Raw genomic sequence first — 18,616 nt, forward strand, 5'->3', positions numbered from 1 at the left:
GGGTCGCACAGCCTCTGATAGTCTTGGCGAGTCTGTCGATGTAGGATACAAGGCCTCCATTCTAGACATAGCGCCGTCTGGCGCCTAGCTGCCCATGCCCATTCAGAATTCCCCGTATCAAGCATTCGCCACCCTGCTGAGCACCAGCGGTCATCCTGTCTCGCCTGCCGAACTGCATGGCCTGCTGCTCGGTCGCAGCTGCGCCGGCGCCGGCTTCGATGCCGACGGCTGGTTGGCCGACGCCGCCGAACTGCTGGAAGGCGAGCCGGCGGACAACGTCCGCAACGCGCTCATCGGCCTGCAGGAAATGGTCAAGGGCGAGCTGACCAGCGACGACATGACCGTCGTCCTGCTGCTGCCCACTGACGACGCCCCCTTGGCCGACCGCGCCGCTGCGCTGGGCCAATGGTGCCAAGGCTTCCTCGCCGGCTTCGGCCTGACCCGTCGCGAATACGCCTTGAGCGAAGAGGCCAAGGAAGTGTTGCAGGACTTGGCCGCGATCTCCCAGGTCCAGGATGCCCTGGAAGAGTCCGATGACGGCGAAAGCGACTACATGGAAGTGATGGAGTACCTGCGGGTCGCGCCATTGCTGCTGTTCACCGAGACCAAGAAAACCGATGCAGCGGCCCCCAAGCCGTCCTTGCATTAATTTTTAGAGGGAACACCGTCTGCCCATGATTCATATCCCGAAATCGGAATACAGCCGTCGCCGCAAGGCCCTGATGGCGCAGATGGAACCCAACAGTATCGCAATCCTGCCCGCCGCCGCCGTTGCGATCCGCAACCGCGACGTCGAGCACGTCTATCGCCAGGACAGCGACTTCCAGTACCTCAGCGGCTTTCCCGAGCCGCAGGCGGTGCTGGTGCTGATGCCGGGCCGCGCCCATGGCGAATACATCCTCTTTTGCCGCGAACGCAACGCCGAACGTGAGTTGTGGGATGGCCTGCGCGCCGGCCAGGAAGGGGCGATCCGTCACTACGCCGCCGACGACGCGTTTCCCATCACCGACATCGACGACATCCTGCCGGGCCTGATCGAAGGCCGCGACCGGGTGTATTCGGCCATGGGCAGCAACCCGGAATTCGACCGGCACCTGATGGAGTGGATCAACGTGATTCGCTCCAAGGCCCACCTCGGCGCCCAGCCGCCGAACGAATTCGTTGCCCTGGATCATCTGCTGCATGACATGCGCCTGTATAAATCGGCGGCAGAAGTGAAAGTGATGCGCGAAGCGGCGCGGATTTCCGCCCAGGCGCACATTCGGGCGATGCAGGCGGCGCGTCCGGGGCTGCATGAGTTCAGCCTGGAAGCCGAGCTGGACTATGAGTTCCGCAAGGGCGGGGCGAAGATGCCGGCCTATGGTTCGATCGTCGCGGCGGGGCGCAACAGCTGCATCCTGCACTACCAGCAGAATGACGCGCTGCTCAAGGACGGCGACCTGGTACTGATCGACGCAGGCTGTGAAATCGACTGCTACGCCAGCGATATCACCCGTACCTGGCCGGTCAGTGGCAAGTTCTCACCCGAGCAGAAGGCGATCTACGAAGTGGTGCTGGCTGCCCAGGAAGCCGCGTTCGCCCAGATTGCGCCGGACAAACACTGGAACCAGGCTCACGAAGCGACGGTGCGGGTGATTACCGAAGGATTGGTGCGCCTTGGCCTGCTGGAGGGTGAGGTGGACGCGTTGATCGCCAGCGAGGCCTACCGGGCGTTCTACATGCACCGCGCTGGCCACTGGCTGGGCATGGACGTGCATGACGTGGGCGAATATCGGGTCGGCGGCGAGTGGCGGGTACTTGAGGTCGGCATGACGCTGACGGTGGAGCCGGGCATCTACATCGGCCCGAACAACCGCAGCGTAGCGAAAAAATGGCGCGGCATTGGCGTGCGCATCGAGGATGACGTGGTAGTGACCAAAACCGGTTGTGAAATCCTGAGCCACGGCGTACCGAAGACGGTCGCCGACATCGAGGCCCTGATGGCCGCTGCCCGGACGCAAGTGGCATGAGCCGGGTCAATCTGGCGATCGTCGGCGGCGGCCTGGTCGGCGCGAGCCTGGCGCTGGCCCTGCAGGCCGGTGCCAAGGCCCGTGGCTGGAAGATCATGCTGATCGAGCCCTTCGCCCCCGGCGATGCCTGGCAGCCAAGCTACGACGCTCGGTCTTCGGCATTGTCCTACGGTGCCCGGCAGATTTATCAACGCCTGGGTGTCTGGCAGGAGATTTCCCGCCGCGCCGAACCGATCAAACAGATCCATGTGTCCGACCGCGGGCGGTTTTCCACGGCGCGGCTGTCGGCCATGGAAGAGGGCGTGCCGGCGCTGGGCTACGTGGTGGAAAATGCCTGGCTCGGCCAGTGCCTGTGGCAAGGCCTGGACCCGGAGGTGGTCAGTTGGCGCTGCCCGGCGCAGGTCACCCGCATGGAGCCGCTGGTCGGCGGTTATCGCTTGACCCTGGACGACGAAACCACTCTGGAATGCGACCTTGCCGTACTGGCTGATGGCGGCCGCTCCAGCCTGCGCGAGCAGTTGGGTATCGGCGTGCGCAGTCGACCCTACGACCAGAGCGCCTTGATCGCCAACATCACCCCCAGCGAAGCCCACAACGGCATGGCCTTCGAGCGTTTCACCGATGACGGCCCGATGGCCTTGTTGCCACTGCCGGAGAATCGTTGCGCGCTGGTCTGGACCCGCCAGGGCATGGACGCACAACGGCTGGCGGCCCTCGACGAGCGCAGTTTCCTCAGTGAATTGCAGGGCGTGTTCGGCTATCGCCTGGGCACCCTGAAACAGGTGGGCATACGACATCTGTACCCGCTGGCGCTGGTGGAGGCCGAAGAACAGGTCCGTCCGCACCTGGCGATCCTGGGCAACGCCGCCCACAGCCTGCACCCGATTGCCGGGCAGGGGTTCAATCTGTCCCTGCGCGACGCCCAGGCCCTGGCCGATGCCCTGCTCGACAGCGAAAGCGAGCCTGGGGATTTTGCCGTGTTGCAAGCCTATCGCGAGCGCCAGCGAATGGATCAGGTCCTGACCGTGGGCTTCTCCGACCAGGTCACGCGCCTGTTCGCCAGCAACCTGCCATTGGTGTCCCTGGGCCGTAACCTCGGCCTGTTGGGCCTCGACTTGCTGCCGCCGGCCAAGCGCTGGTTCGCCCGTCAGGCCATGGGGCTGGGGACGCGTCCCGATGCTTGAGGCCGGGGCTGTCATTTCTTTTCATGGGCGACCGATGTCGCCAGCAAAACAGGCTTAGAGCATGGAATTGCGTGCAGATCTGCTGATTGTCGGCGCCGGTATGGTCGGCAGCGCCCTGGCGCTGGCGTTGCAGGGCAGTGGCCTGCAAGTGCTGTTGCTCGACGGCAGCCCGATGAGCGTCAAACCCTTCGATCCCCAGGCCGCGTTCGAGCCCCGAGTCAGTGCCTTGTCGACGGCCAGCCAGCGGATCCTCGATCGCCTGGGTGTCTGGGACGGCATCACCGCCCGGCGCGCCAGCCCCTATACCGACATGCACGTCTGGGACGGCAGCGGCACCGGGCAGATCCATTTCTCGGCCGCCAGCCTGCACGCCGAGGCGCTTGGGCACATCGTTGAAAACCGCGTTGTGCAGGACGCCTTGCTGGATCGACTGCATGACTGCGACCTGGGCCTGCTGGCCAATGCCCGGCTGGAACAGATGCGTCGTTCCGGTGATGACTGGCTGCTGACCCTGGCCGATGGCCGCACGTTGCGCGCGCCCCTGGTCATCGCGGCTGACGGCGCGAATTCCGCCGTGCGTCGCCTGACCGGCGTTGCCACGCGGGAATGGGATTACCTGCACCACGCCATCGTCACCAGCGTGCGCAGCGCCCGGTCGCATCGAATGACGGCCTGGCAACGGTTTACCGACAACGGTCCGCTGGCGTTCCTGCCACTTGAGCGTGACGGCCAGCACGACTGGTGCTCGATCGTCTGGTCCACCACCCCCGGTGAAGCGCAGCGCTTGATGGCGCTCGATGAAACTCAATTCTGCAGCGAACTGGAACGGGCCTTCGAAGGCCAGCTTGGCACGGTAATGAGTGCCGACCCGCGGTTGTGCGTGCCGCTGCGCCAACGACATGCCAAGCGCTATGTGGCCGAAGGGCTGGCGTTGATCGGCGACGCGGCCCATACCATTCATCCGTTGGCCGGGCAGGGCGTGAACCTGGGCTTCCTCGACGCCGCCGTGCTGGCCGAAGTGCTGTTGCAGGCGGCCGGGCGTGGCGAACGACTGGCAGACGTGAAGGTGCTGAGCCGCTACGAGCGGCGACGCATGCCCCATAACCTGGCATTGATGGCGGCGATGGAAGGTTTCGAGCGCTTGTTCCAGGCCGATCCATTGCCGGTGCGCTGGTTGCGTAATACCGGGTTGAAGCTGGTGGACCGCATGCCCGAGGCCAAGGCGTTGTTCGTGCGCGAGGCGCTGGGGTTGATTGGGGATTTGCCGGATCTGGCCAAGGCCTGAGTGTGGGTTGGGGCTTATGGCCTCATCGCGGGCAAGCCTTGCTCCCACAGGTGTGCAATGTGGGACGAGCTTTTGTGGGAGCAAGGCTTGCCCGCGATGGCGGACGCAAAAACACTGCGCATCTCAAAGTTGCAACATTTGGAAATGTGTCCAGCCATTGTTCGATTGAGATGCCAAATGTGAGTCCTTATCATTTGCGCTTCGTTCACAATCCAGAGACCGCTACCATGTCGGCACCCAAGCGCCTGCTGTCCGCCCTCGCCTTGACCCTGATCGGCACCACTGCCGCCCAGGCCGCCGATGAGGTGGTGGTCTACTCTTCGCGCATCGACGAACTGATCAAACCGGTCTTCGATGCCTACACCAGGAAGACCGGCGTGTCGGTGAAGTTCATCACCGACAAGGAAGCGCCGTTGATGCAGCGGATCAAGGCCGAGGGTGAGAACGCCACCGCCGACCTGCTGCTCACCGTCGACGCCGGCAACCTCTGGCAGGCCGAGCAGATGGACATCCTCCAACCGTTCACCTCGCCGGTGATCGACGCCAACATCCCGTCCCAATATCGCGCCTCTTCCCACGCCTGGACCGGCTTGAGCCTGCGGGCGCGGACCATCGTCTACTCCACTGATCGGGTCAAACCCAGTGAGCTGAGCACCTACGAGGCCTTGGCGGGTGACGAGTGGGAGGGCCGCCTGTGCCTGCGCACGTCGAAGAAGGTCTATAACCAGTCGCTGACCGCCACCCTGATCGAAACCCACGGTGCGGAAAAAACCGAGGAGATCCTCAAGGGTTGGGTCCGGAACCTGTCCACCGACGTCTTCTCCGATGACACCGCGCTGCTTGAGGCGATCAACGCCGGGCAGTGCGACGTCGGCATCGTCAATACCTACTACTACGGCCGCCTGCACCAGCAGAAGCCGGACCTGAAGGTGAAGCTGTTCTGGCCGAACCAGGCCGACCGTGGCGTGCACATCAACCTCTCGGGGATTGGCTTGACCAAGCATGCTCCGCATCCGGACGCTGCGAAGAAGCTGGTGGAGTGGATGACCACGCCAGAAGCGCAAAGCATCTTCGCCGACGTGAACCAGGAATTCCCGGCCAACCCGAAAGTCGAGCCGTCCAAGGAAGTGGCGGCCTGGGGCAAGTTCAAGGCCGATACCCTGCCGGTGGAAGTCGCGGGTAAACGCCAGGCCGAAGCCATACGCATGATGGATCGCGCTGGCTGGAATTAATCCAACTCAGGCACGGCTCCCTGTGGCGGTTGTAAGATAGGTGCCCGCGCGAATGCGCGGGCATCATCATTTAAACGAGAGCACCCCTTGGCCCACCCCGCCCAACGCCGTTGGTACCCCCTGGTCTTTGCCATTGCCGCGCTGGTCCTGTTGCCCTTGAGCGTCTTGCTGCTGTCCTGGCAGAGCATCGACCAACAGATCTGGTCCCACTTGTGGGACACGCAAATGCCGCGCTTGCTGGGCAACACCCTCACGTTGATCCTTGGCGTGGGTGTCGGGGTGACGTTGCTGGGTGTCAGTCTCGCCTGGCTCACCAGCCTGTGTGAATTCCCCGGGCGACGCTGGCTCGACTGGGCGTTGATGCTGCCGTTTGCGATTCCGGCCTACGTGTTGGCGTTTGTCTTCGTTGGCCTGCTGGACTTTGCAGGCCCCGTGCAGACACTCATGCGTGAATGGTTCGGCAGCGGCCTGCGCCTGCCCCGGGTCCGTTCCACCGGTGGGGTGATCCTGGTGCTGGTGCTGGTCTTTTACCCTTACGTCTATCTGCTGGCGCGCAGTGCATTCCTGGCCCAGGGCAAGGGCTTGATGGAAGCCGCACGGGTGCTCGGGCAGTCGCCGTGGCAGGCGTTCTGGCGCGTGGCGCTGCCGATGGCCCGGCCGGCCATCGGTGCGGGCGTGGCGTTGGCGCTGATGGAGACCCTGGCGGATTTCGGCGCGGTATCGGTGTTCAACTTCGACACCTTTACCACCGCGATCTACAAGACCTGGTACGGCTTCTTCAGCCTCTCCAGCGCAGCCCAACTGGCCAGCCTGCTGTTACTGGCGGTGATGCTGGTGCTCTATGGCGAACGCCGGGCCCGCGGTGCCCACCGAGCCAGCAACGAGCGTCCCCGAGCCAAGGCTTTGTATACGTTGCGCGGTCTCAAGGCCGTGGCAGCCAGCAGTTGGTGTTTCCTGGTGTTCGCCTGTGCCTTTGTCATTCCGGTGCTGCAGTTGGTGGTGTGGTTCTGGCAACGCGGTCGTTTCGACCTGGACGAACGTTATGCCGGGCTGATCGTCCACACCCTCTACCTGGGCGGCCTGGCCGCGCTGATCACCGTTTGCGTGGCCTTGCTGCTGGCGTTCGCCCGACGGCTGGCGCCAACCCGCCCGATTCGTGCCGGCGTCGGCCTGGCGAACCTGGGCTATGCCTTGCCCGGTTCGGTGCTCGCGGTATCGATCATGCTTGCATTCAGCTACCTGGACCGTGAGCTGGTCATCCCGCTGTCGACCTGGCTCGGTGGGGCAGGCAAACCGTTGTTGCTGGGTAGCCTGTCGGCGCTGTTGCTGGCGTATCTGGTGCGCTTCCTGGCCGTGGCCTACGGTCCGTTGGAGAGCAGCCTGGCGCGAATTCGTCCGTCCTTGCCCGAGGCTGCACGCAGCCTTGGGGTCAGTGGGCCACGACTGTTTTTCAAAGTGTATCTGCCCTTGCTGTTGCCCGGCACCTTGAGCGCGGCGTTGCTGGTGTTCGTCGACGTGCTCAAGGAAATGCCCGCGACCCTGCTGATGCGCCCGTTCGGCTGGGATACGCTGGCGGTGCGGATCTTCGAGATGACCAGCGAAGGGGAGTGGGCCCGGGCCGCGCTGCCGGCGCTGACGTTGGTACTGGTGGGGTTGTTGCCAGTCATCGGATTGATACGACGTTCGGCCCATCGAAACAGCTAGGTGTCAGTCCCACCTCATGCGGCTACAATGCGCGGCATTCGGTGCGGTCCGTCTGTCGGACCGGGCAACTGAGAACGTCAGAAAACTCCTTTTTTCAGACGTTCGCGTTATGCAGTGCCCGTCCGCACCTTCGCCAAGCCCGGAAGGAGAAACCCATGGGACAGCGTACGCCTCTGTATGACCTTCATCTCGCCCTTGGCGCGAAGATGGTCGATTTTGGCGGTTGGGATATGCCTTTGCACTACGGCTCGCAAGTCGAAGAACACCATCAGGTGCGTCGCGACTGCGGAGTGTTCGATGTATCCCACATGACCGTGATCGATGTCGCCGGCCCCCAGGCCAAGGTTTGGTTGCAGCGTTTGCTGGCCAATGACGTCGATCGTTTGCAGGACACAGGCAGTGCCTTGTACAGCGCGATGCTCAACGAGCGCGGCGGCATCGTCGACGACATGATCATCTATCGTGTCGAGGACGGTTATCGGTTGGTCTTCAACGCCTCGACCCGCGATCAGGATCTGGCCTGGATGCAGGCACAGCTCGGTGGCTACGACGTGCAGTTGCATGAGCGCCCCGAACTGGCGATGCTGGCGATCCAGGGCCCCCAGGCCCGGCAGAAGATTGCCGAACTGGTGACGCAACCGCGTGGGCAGATCATCCAGCAACTCAAGCCTTTCGAAGGTCGCGCCGACGGCGAATGGTTCATCGCCCGGACCGGCTACACCGGCGAAGATGGCCTGGAAATCGTCCTGCCCGCCCAGGAAGCCCCGAGTTTCTTCAACGACCTGGTAGGGGCCGGTATTTCGCCGATTGGCCTCGGCGCCCGCGATACCTTGCGCCTGGAGGCCGGCATGAACCTCTACGGCCAGGACATCAATCAGGATGTTTCGCCCCTGGCCTCGAACATGGCCTGGAGCATCGCCTGGGAACCGGCGAGCCGTCAGTTCATCGGGCGCAGTGCGCTGCAAGCCGAGCTTGCCAGCGGTGTGCAGCACAAATTGGTCGGGCTGGTGCTGGAAGAACGGGGTGTCTTGCGCGCCCATCAGGTGGTCCGCATCGCCAATGTTGGCGAAGGGGAGATCACCAGTGGTAGTTTTTCTCCTACGCTTAGCAAGTCGATCGCCCTGGCACGTGTTCCGATGGCTACCGCCGACCGTGCCGAGGTAGAAATTCGCGGCAAGTGGTATCCGGTACGGGTGGTCAAACCGACCTTCGTCCGCCATGGCAAAACCCTGATCTAACCTTTTGCGGCGGGCCGCTGGCCGCTGACACTTCTCTTGAGGACACAGAATATGAGTGATATCCCTGCCGAACTGCGTTTTGCCGAAAGCCATGAGTGGGCACGCCTGGAAGCTGACGGTACCGTCACCGTGGGCATCAGTGATCATGCGCAGGAAGCCTTGGGCGATGTGGTATTTGTCGAGCTGACAGAAGTCGGTACGGTTTTTTCCGCCAATGACCCGGCGGGTGTGGTCGAGTCGGTCAAAGCGGCTTCCGATATCTACTCGCCGGTTGCAGGTGAAGTGATTGCGGTCAATGAAGAGCTGAGCGGTTCGCCGGAGCTGCTGAATTCCGATCCGTATGGCGCCTGGATCTTCAAGCTCAAGCCAAGCGACAAGGCCGAGGTGGGCAAGTTGCTTGATGCGGCAGGCTACAAGGCTGCTATTGGCGAATAAGGACGACTGCACTTGTGGGAGCGAGCAAGCTCGCTCCCACAAGTGTTGGGACAGCCTTGGGGTGTTCACCGGCAAAAAAAATGCCGCTCGATCGAGCGGCATTTTTTATTGGCCGGGCATCAGTCCTGGGCGACGGCGTTTTTCGCCAGGATAGCGTTGGCCAGTTCCATGTCGGTGGCTTGCAGGCCTGGGTTGTCGGCGCGCACTTTCTGCATCGCCGCTTCCAGGTAAGGGCCACGAATACCGCCGTCACTGGCGACGAAGCTGCCGGCATCATCCTGGGCGGCGACGATCAGCTTGTGATCCTTGAAGGTCAGGTAGGTGGAACCGGTGGTCGCACCGGATGAGATGACGTTACGCCAAAACGTGTCGGCCATTGCCGAGCCAACAGGAAGAGACAGCAAGGCTAGGGTAGCGACAGCAAGTTTGAGACGCATGATAGGTGACTCCACTGGGTTAACTATGACGTTGGATTACCGGCGCCTCTATTCAGTTCCATGACCTCTCAGTCAGCCCGCTCCACCTGCAGCACCGCGCCTTCCTGCGCCACCACCCTGACCCGCGTGCCCACGGACGACTCGGGTCCCTTGGCCAGCCAGACGCTGTCAGCCACCTTGATCTTGCCGCGGCCATCGACAATCGCTTCATGAACCTGGAAGACCTTGCCGATCAGCTCTTGCCCGCGCAGGTTCAGGTGCGGTTGATCGCTTTGGCGCACCGCGCTGCGCTGGCGTCGCCACCAGTACAGTGCCGTCGCGATGGCGAACAGGCCGAACAACAGGAACTGCAGCTCCCACGGCATCTGCGGCAGGATGAACGTGAGCACGCCGACTGCCGCGGCGGCCATGCCGATCCACAGCAAGTAGCCGCCGGCGCCGAACACTTCGAGGATCAGCAGGATGACGCCCAGCGCCAGCCAGTCCCAGTACGACATGTGTTGCAGGAACATCCACATACGCGCGCCTCAGGCTTTCTTGCTGTCGAAGGTGGCCTTGACGATCTCGCCAATGCCGCCGACCGCACCGATGACCTGGCTGGCTTCCAGTGGCATCAGGATTACCTTGCTGTTGTTGGCCGAAGCCAGTTTGCCCAGCGCATCGATGTATTTCTGCGCGACGAAGTAGTTCACCGCCTGGACGTTACCGTCGGCAATCGCCTGGGACACCACCTGGGTGGCCAGCGCTTCGGCTTGTGCCTGGCGCTCGCGGGCCTCGGACTCCAGGAACGCGGCCTGGCGGCTGCCCTCGGCCTCGAGGATTTGCGCCTGCTTCTTGCCTTCGGCGGTGAGAATCGCCGACGCTCGCAGGCCTTCGGCTTCGAGGATCTGGGCGCGCTTGATGCGTTCGGCTTTCATCTGCCCCGACATGGCGGCCATCAGGTCGGCCGGCGGGCTGATGTCCTTGATCTCGATCCGGGTGATCTTGATGCCCCACGGCGCTGTGGCTTCATCGACGGTGCGCAGCAGTTTTTCGTTGATACCGTCGCGCTGGCTCAGCATCGCGTCCAGCTCCATGGACCCCAGCACGGTACGGATATTGGTTTGCAGCAGGTTGCGAATGGCGTGCTCGAGATTGTTGACCTCATAGGCAGCCTGGGCGGTGTTGACCACCTGGAAGAAGCACACGGCGTCGATCTGCACCGTGGCGTTGTCGGCGGTAATGACTTCCTGGGGCGGGATGTCCAGTACGCTTTCCATGACATTGATCTTGCGCCCGATGCGATCCATCACCGGGATGATGATATTCAGGCCGGGTTTGAGCGTGTTGGTGTAGCGGCCGAACCGCTCGACGGTCCATTGGTAGCCTTGGGGCACGACCTTGAACCCCATGAACAGGATGGCGACCACGAGGCCGATGAAAAGTAAAAGTACACTACCGATCTGCATGACGGTTCCCTGTGCGAATTGAGATGGACCTGCGAGCCCTGAGTGTAGGGCACGCGGCCAGTATCTTCGCTATGTGGGAGCAAAGCTTGCTCGCGATGCAGGCGCCTTGCTTCCCCGGGAGACCGCGTCATTTTCATCGCGGGCAAGCCTTGCTCCCAGAACCTCTCGCCACAGGTGCCGCCACAACTACTTCTGCTCGCTCTGCGGCGTCACCCGCAGCACTTCCTCGACCGTGGTCAAGCCCGCCGCCACCTTTTGCGCCCCCGACAAGCGCAGGCTGCGCATGCCTTCCTTGAATGCCTGGCGGCGTACTGCCAGCAGGTCGGTGTCGGGGTGGATCAAGGCCTTGACGCTGTCGGTCAGTTGCATGATTTCGTAGACGCCGGCGCGGCCGCGGTAACCGGTGTCGCGGCACTCCAGGCAACCGACGGCCTGTTGGGCATTGCTCGGCAGCGGCGCCTGCCAGGGCCGCGTCAGGGTTTGCCAGTCGTCTTCATCCAGGGTCAGGGGGGCCTTGCATTGAGGGCACAGCGTGCGGACCAGCCGCTGGGCCATGACCCCGAGCACGGTGGCCTTGATCAGGTAATGGGGCACACCCAGCTCCAGCAGGCGACTGATGGCGCTCGGTGCGTCGTTGGTGTGCAGCGTCGACAGCACAAGGTGCCCGGTGAGCGCCGCCTGGATCGCCATCTCGGCAGTCTCCAGGTCGCGGATCTCACCGATCATGATGATGTCCGGGTCTTGCCGCATCAGCGCCCGCACCCCGGCGGCGAAGGACAGGTCGATGTTGTGCTGGACCTGCATCTGGTTGAAGGAGGCCTCGACCATTTCAATCGGGTCCTCGATGGTGCAGAGGTTCACTTCCGGCGTCGCCAGTTTCTTGAGGGTGGTGTAGAGGGTGGTGGTCTTGCCGGAACCGGTGGGCCCGGTCACCAGGATGATGCCGTTGGGCTGGCGGGTCATGTCCTGCCAGCGACGCAGGTCGTCGGCGGAGAAGCCGAGTTGGTCGAAGTCCTTGAGCAACACTTCCGGGTCGAAGATCCGCATGACCATTTTTTCGCCGAACGCGGTGGGCAAGGTCGACAGGCGCAACTCCACTTCGCCACCGTCCGGGGTCTTGGTCTTGACCCGGCCGTCCTGGGGTTTGCGTTTTTCCGCGACGTTCATCCGCCCCAGGCTCTTGAGACGGCTGACGATCGCCATCGTGACCTGCGGTGGGAACTGATAGACGGTGTGCAGCACCCCGTCGATGCGAAACCGCACGGTGCCCTGCTCGCGGCGCGGTTCGATGTGGATATCACTGGCGCGCTGCTGGAAGGCGTACTGGAACAGCCAGTCGACAATGTTGACGATGTGGGCGTCGTTGGCGTCCGGCTCCTGGTCGCTGGCCCCCAGGTTGAGCAACTGTTCGAAATTGCTCAGGTTGCTCGGCTGCTGATCGACCGCGGTGGCGCCGCTGACCGATTTGGCCAGGCGATAGAACTCCACGCTCAAGCGCTGGATGTCCACCGGGTTGGCGATCACCCGCTTGATCGGCAGCTTGAGCACGTGGGTCAGGTCGGCTTCCCAGCTGTTGACGTAGGGCTGTGCGCTGGCGACGGTGACGGCGTCTCGATCGACCGCCACCGCAAGGATCTTGTGGCGCTGGGCAAAGGCATAGGACATCAAGGGCGTCACGGCCGCGACGTTGATTTTCAACGGGTCGATGCGCATGTAGGGCTGGTCGGCCTGCTGGGACAGCCACAGGGTCAGGTTCTCCAGGTCCAGGCGCTTGCCGGGCCGGCTGAGGTCGTCCAGATGCTGGTTGGCGATGAACTCCAGCGGATGCAACTGGCTATTGGCGCTGTGGCGTCGGCGGGCGTTCAGCGCGGTTTCGGCTGAATCCTGGCTGATGAGGCCCTGGGTGACCAGTTGGCGCAGCAGATCGTTGAGGTCCAGCCAGCGGTCCTGAGTGGCGTGTTTGGTGGACATGCGGGTTCCTATTGGACAATTGCAGCAAAGCCGCGATACAGACGCTTCGGCGTCCTCGCTCGGTCTGCAAAAGAATAGTCCCGACCCCGTAGACCGTTGGGCCACTACCCGACCAATGCGTTACCAGTTCTTGCCCATGGGCGTTCAACAGACGGCTTGGGCCGGCCCAACGTGCGCAATATCAGCGTCTTGCAGGTCCACCGAACAGACGCTGATCAGGTTACGTAATTTTTCAGCGATGACCTGGGCACGGTGCCAGCTCAGCCCATCCATGACGATGTCCAGCGCCAGCACATCGCCAAGGCGCTCGACATGAACCTGCTGCGGCGTCAGGCCCTGCAAGGCAAACAGGTTCAACGCCCGGCACAGCAAGTCCGGCTCGGCTTCGGCCAATATCTGGTACTGCACCCGGCAATGGGTATTGGCGGCGTGCCAGACGTCGGCGCGGGTCGGGGCTATGGCAACGGCTTCGAGTGGGGGCATGTTCGGTCTCCTTGGTGGCGGGAGAAATATTTACATGCGAGCTGCGGTATTTCTTATCTAAGATGAGTGATTATGGCGATGTTTTGAATCGCTTGATTCTCTAAATCAATCATTTCGGGTTTGATCATGCACAGCGAATTGGATAGCTACGACCGCAGGATACTGGCGCTGTTGCAGGAGGATGCCTCGCTGTCCAGTGCGCAGATCGCCGAACAGGTCGGCTTGTCTCAATCGCCATGCTGGCGGCGGATCCAGCGGATGAAGGAGGAGGGCATCATTCGCGGCCAGGTGACTCTGCTGGATCGCAAGAAAATCGGCCTTAACACGCAGATCTTCGCCGAAATCAAACTCAACGCCCACGGTCGTTCGAACTTCACCGAATTCACCGAGGCGATCCGCGGCTTCCCCGAAGTGCTGGAGTGTTACGTGCTGATGGGGGCGGTGGATTTTCTGCTGCGCATCGTCACCGCCGATATCGAGGCGTATGAGCGATTCTTTTTCGAAAAGCTGTCGATGGTGCCGGGGATCCAGGAAGTGAACTCGATCGTGGCGCTGTCGGAGATCAAGTCGACGACGAGTTTGCCTGTGGTGCGTTGAGCTTGTTTCTGCGGTGTTTTTGCTGGCCTCATCGCGAGCGAGCTCGCTCCCACAGTTGATCTTCAGTGGCCACAACATGTGTGTACAACACTGAACCTCTGTGGGAGCGAGCTTGCTCGCGATGGCGGCATCACAGACGCAGTAAAGTCTTCCAGGCCCGATTCTGGTAAACCGCAATCGCCTGCTGCTTGCGCGCATCCAGCGTTTCGTCGGTGATCGGTTGGTTGGCCAGTTGCGCCAGTTTGTTCAGTTCACCATAGAGGCGATCCATTTCCGGGATCTCCAGTACATGGCGGGCGTGGTGCAGCCAGGCCTGGATGCGTTCGATGCGCGGCAGTTGCTCGGCCAGGTCTTCCGGCTGTTGCTGATAGCGTTGCAATTGCAGGGACGAGGATTCTTCGCCCAGCAGGCGCGGCAGCCAGCTGCCCAGTTGCGCCGCGCCCTGGCGATTGCCACGGGTGTTGCGCTCGGCGGCCCAGCTGCGTGCCAGCAGCCAGCGGGAAGTGTTGAGGGAAAACAGGCCCCAGCGCGGGTCTTGCAGCTCTTCAAGGAACTGTTCCGGTGCCGCCTTGCGCACGTCTTCGTCATCCAGGCCGGCCTGGACCAGTGGGCGCCAGTCTTCCAGCAACGCGTCCAGGGCCAGGCGCAAGTCGTGGGTCGATTGGCGCGGCGCGGCCTGGCCGAGGCTGCTGAGCAGGGCGCGCAGTTCGGCGAGGTTTTCCACCCAGTCCTGCAGCAAGCGCCAGTGGCCGTTGAAACGGTATTGCTCGGCCAGGCGTTGGCTGCTGCCGAGCAGATGCCAGCTCAGCGCGGCGAAGGCGTCATCCAGCGGCGTTTCGGCGGTCAGTTGCGGGGCCGGCAGGCTCAGGGCGTAGCTGCCCGCGTCATACAGGCGATAGCCACGTTCGGCCTTGCTGATGTCGCAAGGCATCAAGGGCAGGGTTGCGGCCAGCTCGGCGGCCAGTTCCAGCAGGGCGGCGGGTTCGCCTTCGCGCAGTTCCAGCTCCAGTTCGCAGATTTCTTCCTTCTGCTTGCCGACCACCACATGGCCCAGGTCCAGGGCGGCTTCGATGACCACCTTGCTTTTGCCACGGCCCCAGGCGATTTCAGCGCGTTCGCGAACGAAATCGGTGGTGAAGATGGCCTTGAGGGTTTTCTTGTCCAGTTCGGCCAAGGCCTCGGGCCAGCATTCGCCGTCGAGCTTCTTCAGGTCGAGCTTGGCCTTGGGCAGGTGCCAATCGTACTCGTTGCGCTCGGACAGGCCGGCGACGCTCTGGCCGCGGGTCTTGAGGGTCTGGATCACCTCTTCGCCGTCACGACGCAGGCGCAGGGCGACCTTGGCCTGGGCCAGGTCACGCTCCGGCGTGTCGAAATACTGGTTCATCAGTTCGTGGCGTTCCCAGCCACTCTTGTTGCGTTTTTTCAGCAGCGGATGCTCGCGCAAGGCTGCCAGGGTCTCGCGGCTGACGCGGAGTTTGATTTCGGTTTCTTTCTGCATGGCCGGAAAATCCAGGGATCGGGTGTGCAGCCGGGGGAAGGTGTGGCTGCCAAGGCCGTGCAGTGTACAGGACTCACTCGCCCTAGGTTTATTCCTGGGTCCAGATGGTTCTATGATGAACGTCAATCTGTAAGCCCGGAGTCAGCGATGCCTTTGCCGTCCATGAAAGATCAATTCGCTGCCCTGATCGCCGCACCTTCGGTCAGTTGTACCCAGCCTGGGCTGGACCAGTCCAACAGTGCCGTGATCGAGCTGCTGGCAGGCTGGCTCACTGAGCTGGGGTTCTGCTGTGATATCCAGCAGGTCAACCCCGGCAAATTCAACCTGCTGGCCAGTTTTGGCAGCGGTCCCGGCGGCCTGGTGCTGGCTGGCCACAGCGACACGGTGCCGTTCGACGGCGCGTTGTGGCAGACCGATCCGCTGAAGCTCACCGAGGTCGATGGCCGCTGGGTGGGCCTGGGCAGTTGTGACATGAAGGGTTTTTTCGCCTTGGCCATCGAAGCGGTCACGCCGCTGCTGGACCAACCGTTCAAGCAACCGCTGCTGATCCTCGCGACCTGCGACGAAGAAAGCTCCATGTCCGGCGCCCGGGCCCTGGCCGATGCCGGGCGACCACTGGGGCGCGCGGCGGTGATCGGTGAGCCGACCGGCCTGCGGCCGATTCGCCTGCACAAAGGCGTGATGATGGAGCGCATCGACATTCTCGGGCGCAGCGGCCATTCCTCCGATCCGAGCCTGGGCCACAGCGCGCTGGAAGCCATGCACGATGCCATGGGCGAACTGCGCGGACTGCGCCTGCAATGGCAACGTGAGTTCCGTAACCCGCAGTTCACCGTGCCACAACCGACCCTGAACTTCGGCTGCATCCATGGCGGCGACAATCCCAACCGCATCTGCGGCCAATGCTCCATGGAATTCGACCTGCGCCCGTTGCCGGGCATGGACCCGCAAGTGCTGCGGGCGGCGATCCAACAGAAGCTGAACCCCATCGCCGAACGCCATCAAGTCAAGATCGACTACGCACCGCTGTTCCCCGAAGTGCCACCCTTCGAGCAGGCCGAAGACTGCGAGCTGGTACGGGTGGCCGAGCGACTTACCGGCCATCGTGCCGAAGCAGTGGCGTTTGGCACCGAAGCGCCTTATCTTCAGCGCCTTGGCTGCGAAACCCTGGTGCTCGGTCCTGGCGATATCGCCTGCGCCCACCAGCCGGGCGAGTACCTTGAAATGTCACGTTTGCAACCTACCGTACAGTTGTTGCGGCAGTTGATCGGCCATTACTGCCTGACGCCGGCCACGGTCGGTTAAATTGCCCCCTTGCGGGGCCGTATTCATCACATGAGGAGAGCGCGCGTGTCGCCAAGCCTGTTCCGACGATAACCACCAGCCCCGTTGTGCGTTCTGTTTCGTCTTTGTTTTGGCTGTTATTTATTACAGGTCCAGGTTCATGCCCGAATACGTCAATTGGCTTCGTCACGCTTCGCCCTACATCAACGCCCACCGCGATTGCACCTTCATCGTCATGCTGCCCGGCGACGGGGTGGAACACCCTAATTTCGGCAACATCGTCCACGACCTGGTGCTGTTGCACAGCCTCGGCGTGCGCCTGGTGCTGGTCCATGGTTCGCGCCCGCAAATCGAGACCCGCCTCGCTGCACGGGGCCTCACTCCCCATTACCACCACGGCATGCGCATCACCGATGCCGCGACCCTGGAGTGTGTGATCGATGCGGTCGGCCAGTTGCGCATCGCCATCGAGGCCCGCCTGTCCATGGACATGGCGTCCTCGCCCATGCAGGGCTCGCGGCTGCGGGTCGCCAGCGGCAATCTGGTCACCGCGCGTCCCATCGGTGTGCTCGAGGGCGTGGATTATCACCACACCGGTGAAGTGCGCCGGGTCGATCGCAAGGGTATCAATCGCCTGCTGGACGAACGCTCCATCGTGCTGCTGTCGCCGTTGGGTTATTCGCCCACCGGCGAGATCTTCAACCTCGCCTGTGAAGACGTTGCCACCCGGGCAGCCATCGACCTGGCAGCCGACAAGCTGCTGTTGTTCGGTGCCGAGCAGGGGCTTATCGGTGAGGACGGGCGGCTGGTTCGCGAATTGCGCCCGCAACAGGTTCCGGGCCATATGCAACGCCTGGGCAGCGACTATCAGGCCGAACTGCTGGACGCGGCGGCCCAGGCCTGTCGTGGCGGGGTGGCGCGCAGCCATATCGTCAGCTATGCCGAGAACGGTGCGCTGCTGACCGAACTGTTCACCCGCGATGGCAGCGGTACGTTGGTGGCCCAGGAGCAATTCGAGGTGGTACGCGAAGCGGCCATTGAGGATGTTGGCGGCCTGCTGGACCTGATCAGTCCGCTGGAAGAGCAGGGGATCCTGGTGCGTCGCTCCCGCGAAGTGCTGGAGCGCGAGATCGAGCAGTTCAGCGTGGTCGAGCGCGAGGGCATGATCATCGCCTGCGCGGCGTTGTACCAGATTGCCGATTCGGACGCCGGGGAGCTGGCCTGCCTGGCCGTGAACCCGGAGTACCGCCACGGTGGCCGTGGCGATGAACTGCTGGAGCGGATCGAAACCCGGGCCCGCGCCCAGGGGCTCAAGACGCTGTTCGTGCTGACGACCCGGACTGCCCACTGGTTCCGTGAACGTGGCTTTGAACCCAGCAGTGTCGAGCGCCTGCCGGCGGCGCGGGCTTCGCTCTACAACTACCAGCGCAATTCGAAGATCTTCGAAAAATCCTTGTAAGCGTCCGTCGGAAAACTTGCCCTGCCGCGATCTTCTTGATTTCAGACAATGAGCAGCTAGTCTGGAACGCGTCAAGATCGCGGCATGCGCGAGCGGTCGAGAACAGGAATCGAAGGCGCAGGAGGCGCGCAAACATAGCTCGTCGCCAAGAATTCGCGGGTCTCGTAAATCCCCGACGAATCATCGTTCAGTAATTTCCTGCGTCGCCGATAAGTCATGTCACGGCCTGATGGTGCTGTGATGGCACTCATATGTCGAAACGAGCTGAAAACTGTTGAAACAATTCTTTTTGGAATTATAAAGAATCCATTATCCTGCGGGCCGGTGCAGAGGGGTTAGACCATAGTCGTAG

General features: G+C 62.6%; 17 protein-coding genes. 11 read left to right on the forward strand and 6 right to left on the reverse strand.

Going from position 1 to position 18,616, the window contains the following annotated elements; translation table 11 throughout:
• Nucleotides 1-94: 94 nt before the first annotated feature.
• From KGA89_RS16980 to gcvH, 8 genes are all read left to right on the forward strand, one after another.
• On the forward strand, nucleotides 95-649 hold the full coding sequence (locus KGA89_RS16980) for a YecA family protein (protein WP_003206685.1): 555 nt from the start codon (nucleotides 95-97) through the stop codon (nucleotides 647-649).
• 25 nt (nucleotides 650-674) lie between these two features.
• Nucleotides 675-2,009 (forward strand): Xaa-Pro aminopeptidase, encoded by a 1,335-nt coding sequence (gene pepP, locus KGA89_RS16985; protein ID WP_223472082.1) that lies wholly within the window; start codon nucleotides 675-677, stop codon nucleotides 2,007-2,009.
• A complete protein-coding gene (ubiH, locus tag KGA89_RS16990; RefSeq protein ID WP_223472083.1) occupies nucleotides 2,006-3,193 on the forward strand; it encodes a 2-octaprenyl-6-methoxyphenyl hydroxylase in 1,188 nt (395 codons plus the stop codon). The genes pepP and ubiH overlap by 4 nt, the downstream gene beginning before the upstream one ends.
• 67 nt (nucleotides 3,194-3,260) lie before the next feature.
• On the forward strand, nucleotides 3,261-4,478 hold the full coding sequence (locus tag KGA89_RS16995) for a 2-octaprenyl-3-methyl-6-methoxy-1,4-benzoquinol hydroxylase (RefSeq protein ID WP_223472186.1): 1,218 nt from the start codon (nucleotides 3,261-3,263) through the stop codon (nucleotides 4,476-4,478).
• A 227-nt stretch (nucleotides 4,479-4,705) separates the two neighbouring features.
• The gene (locus tag KGA89_RS17000; RefSeq protein WP_223472084.1) at nucleotides 4,706-5,710 is read left to right on the forward strand and encodes an extracellular solute-binding protein; all 1,005 of its coding nucleotides are present in this window, start codon (nucleotides 4,706-4,708) and stop codon (nucleotides 5,708-5,710) included.
• Nucleotides 5,711-5,797: 87 nt separating this feature from the next.
• Nucleotides 5,798-7,414 carry an ABC transporter permease gene (locus KGA89_RS17005; protein WP_223472085.1) on the forward strand — a complete coding sequence of 539 codons (1,617 nt, stop codon included), beginning with the start codon at nucleotides 5,798-5,800 and terminating at the stop codon, nucleotides 7,412-7,414.
• Nucleotides 7,415-7,569: 155 nt separating this feature from the next.
• Nucleotides 7,570-8,652, forward strand: coding sequence for a glycine cleavage system aminomethyltransferase GcvT (gene gcvT, locus KGA89_RS17010; protein ID WP_003206676.1), 1,083 nt, complete (start codon nucleotides 7,570-7,572; stop codon nucleotides 8,650-8,652).
• A 51-nt stretch (nucleotides 8,653-8,703) separates the two neighbouring features.
• Nucleotides 8,704-9,087, forward strand: coding sequence for a glycine cleavage system protein GcvH (gene gcvH / locus KGA89_RS17015; protein WP_223472086.1), 384 nt, complete (start codon nucleotides 8,704-8,706; stop codon nucleotides 9,085-9,087).
• A gap of 119 nt (nucleotides 9,088-9,206) precedes the next feature.
• Here the strand turns inward: gcvH and KGA89_RS17020 are convergent, their stop codons facing one another.
• The 5 genes from KGA89_RS17020 to KGA89_RS17040 all read right to left on the reverse strand — a co-directional run bounded on the left by KGA89_RS17020 (nucleotide 9,207) and on the right by KGA89_RS17040 (nucleotide 13,426).
• On the reverse strand, nucleotides 9,207-9,527 hold the full coding sequence (locus KGA89_RS17020) for a DUF2388 domain-containing protein (RefSeq protein WP_170846005.1): 321 nt from the start codon (nucleotides 9,525-9,527) through the stop codon (nucleotides 9,207-9,209).
• 65 nt (nucleotides 9,528-9,592) lie between these two features.
• Nucleotides 9,593-10,042 carry an NfeD family protein gene (locus KGA89_RS17025; protein ID WP_003206671.1) on the reverse strand — a complete coding sequence of 150 codons (450 nt, stop codon included), beginning with the start codon at nucleotides 10,040-10,042 and terminating at the stop codon, nucleotides 9,593-9,595.
• A 9-nt stretch (nucleotides 10,043-10,051) separates the two neighbouring features.
• Nucleotides 10,052-10,972 (reverse strand): SPFH domain-containing protein, encoded by a 921-nt coding sequence (locus KGA89_RS17030; RefSeq protein WP_003206668.1) that lies wholly within the window; start codon nucleotides 10,970-10,972, stop codon nucleotides 10,052-10,054.
• Nucleotides 10,973-11,158: 186 nt separating this feature from the next.
• Nucleotides 11,159-12,943 carry a GspE/PulE family protein gene (locus KGA89_RS17035; protein WP_003206666.1) on the reverse strand — a complete coding sequence of 595 codons (1,785 nt, stop codon included), beginning with the start codon at nucleotides 12,941-12,943 and terminating at the stop codon, nucleotides 11,159-11,161.
• Nucleotides 12,944-13,087: 144 nt separating this feature from the next.
• Nucleotides 13,088-13,426 (reverse strand): hypothetical protein, encoded by a 339-nt coding sequence (locus KGA89_RS17040; protein WP_223472087.1) that lies wholly within the window; start codon nucleotides 13,424-13,426, stop codon nucleotides 13,088-13,090.
• 126 nt (nucleotides 13,427-13,552) lie between these two features.
• Between KGA89_RS17040 and KGA89_RS17045 the strand changes: the two genes are divergently transcribed.
• Nucleotides 13,553-14,023 (forward strand): Lrp/AsnC family transcriptional regulator, encoded by a 471-nt coding sequence (locus KGA89_RS17045; RefSeq protein ID WP_223472088.1) that lies wholly within the window; start codon nucleotides 13,553-13,555, stop codon nucleotides 14,021-14,023.
• 130 nt (nucleotides 14,024-14,153) lie between these two features.
• On the opposite strand, the gene KGA89_RS17050 is transcribed toward KGA89_RS17045, so the two are convergent.
• Nucleotides 14,154-15,521, reverse strand: a complete 1,368-nt coding sequence (locus tag KGA89_RS17050; RefSeq protein WP_013694509.1) for an inorganic triphosphatase — start codon at nucleotides 15,519-15,521, stop codon at nucleotides 14,154-14,156.
• A 147-nt stretch (nucleotides 15,522-15,668) separates the two neighbouring features.
• Between KGA89_RS17050 and argE the strand changes: the two genes are divergently transcribed.
• A complete protein-coding gene (gene argE, locus KGA89_RS17055) occupies nucleotides 15,669-16,826 on the forward strand; it encodes an acetylornithine deacetylase (RefSeq protein WP_223472089.1) in 1,158 nt (385 codons plus the stop codon).
• Between the two features lie 139 nt (nucleotides 16,827-16,965).
• On the forward strand, nucleotides 16,966-18,264 hold the full coding sequence (argA, locus tag KGA89_RS17060; RefSeq protein ID WP_028237445.1) for an amino-acid N-acetyltransferase: 1,299 nt from the start codon (nucleotides 16,966-16,968) through the stop codon (nucleotides 18,262-18,264).
• Nucleotides 18,265-18,616 lie beyond the last annotated feature (352 nt).

The sequence above is a fragment of the Pseudomonas sp. A-RE-22 genome, from assembly GCF_019956035.1.
GTDB classification, from domain to species: domain Bacteria; phylum Pseudomonadota; class Gammaproteobacteria; order Pseudomonadales; family Pseudomonadaceae; genus Aquipseudomonas; species Aquipseudomonas brassicacearum.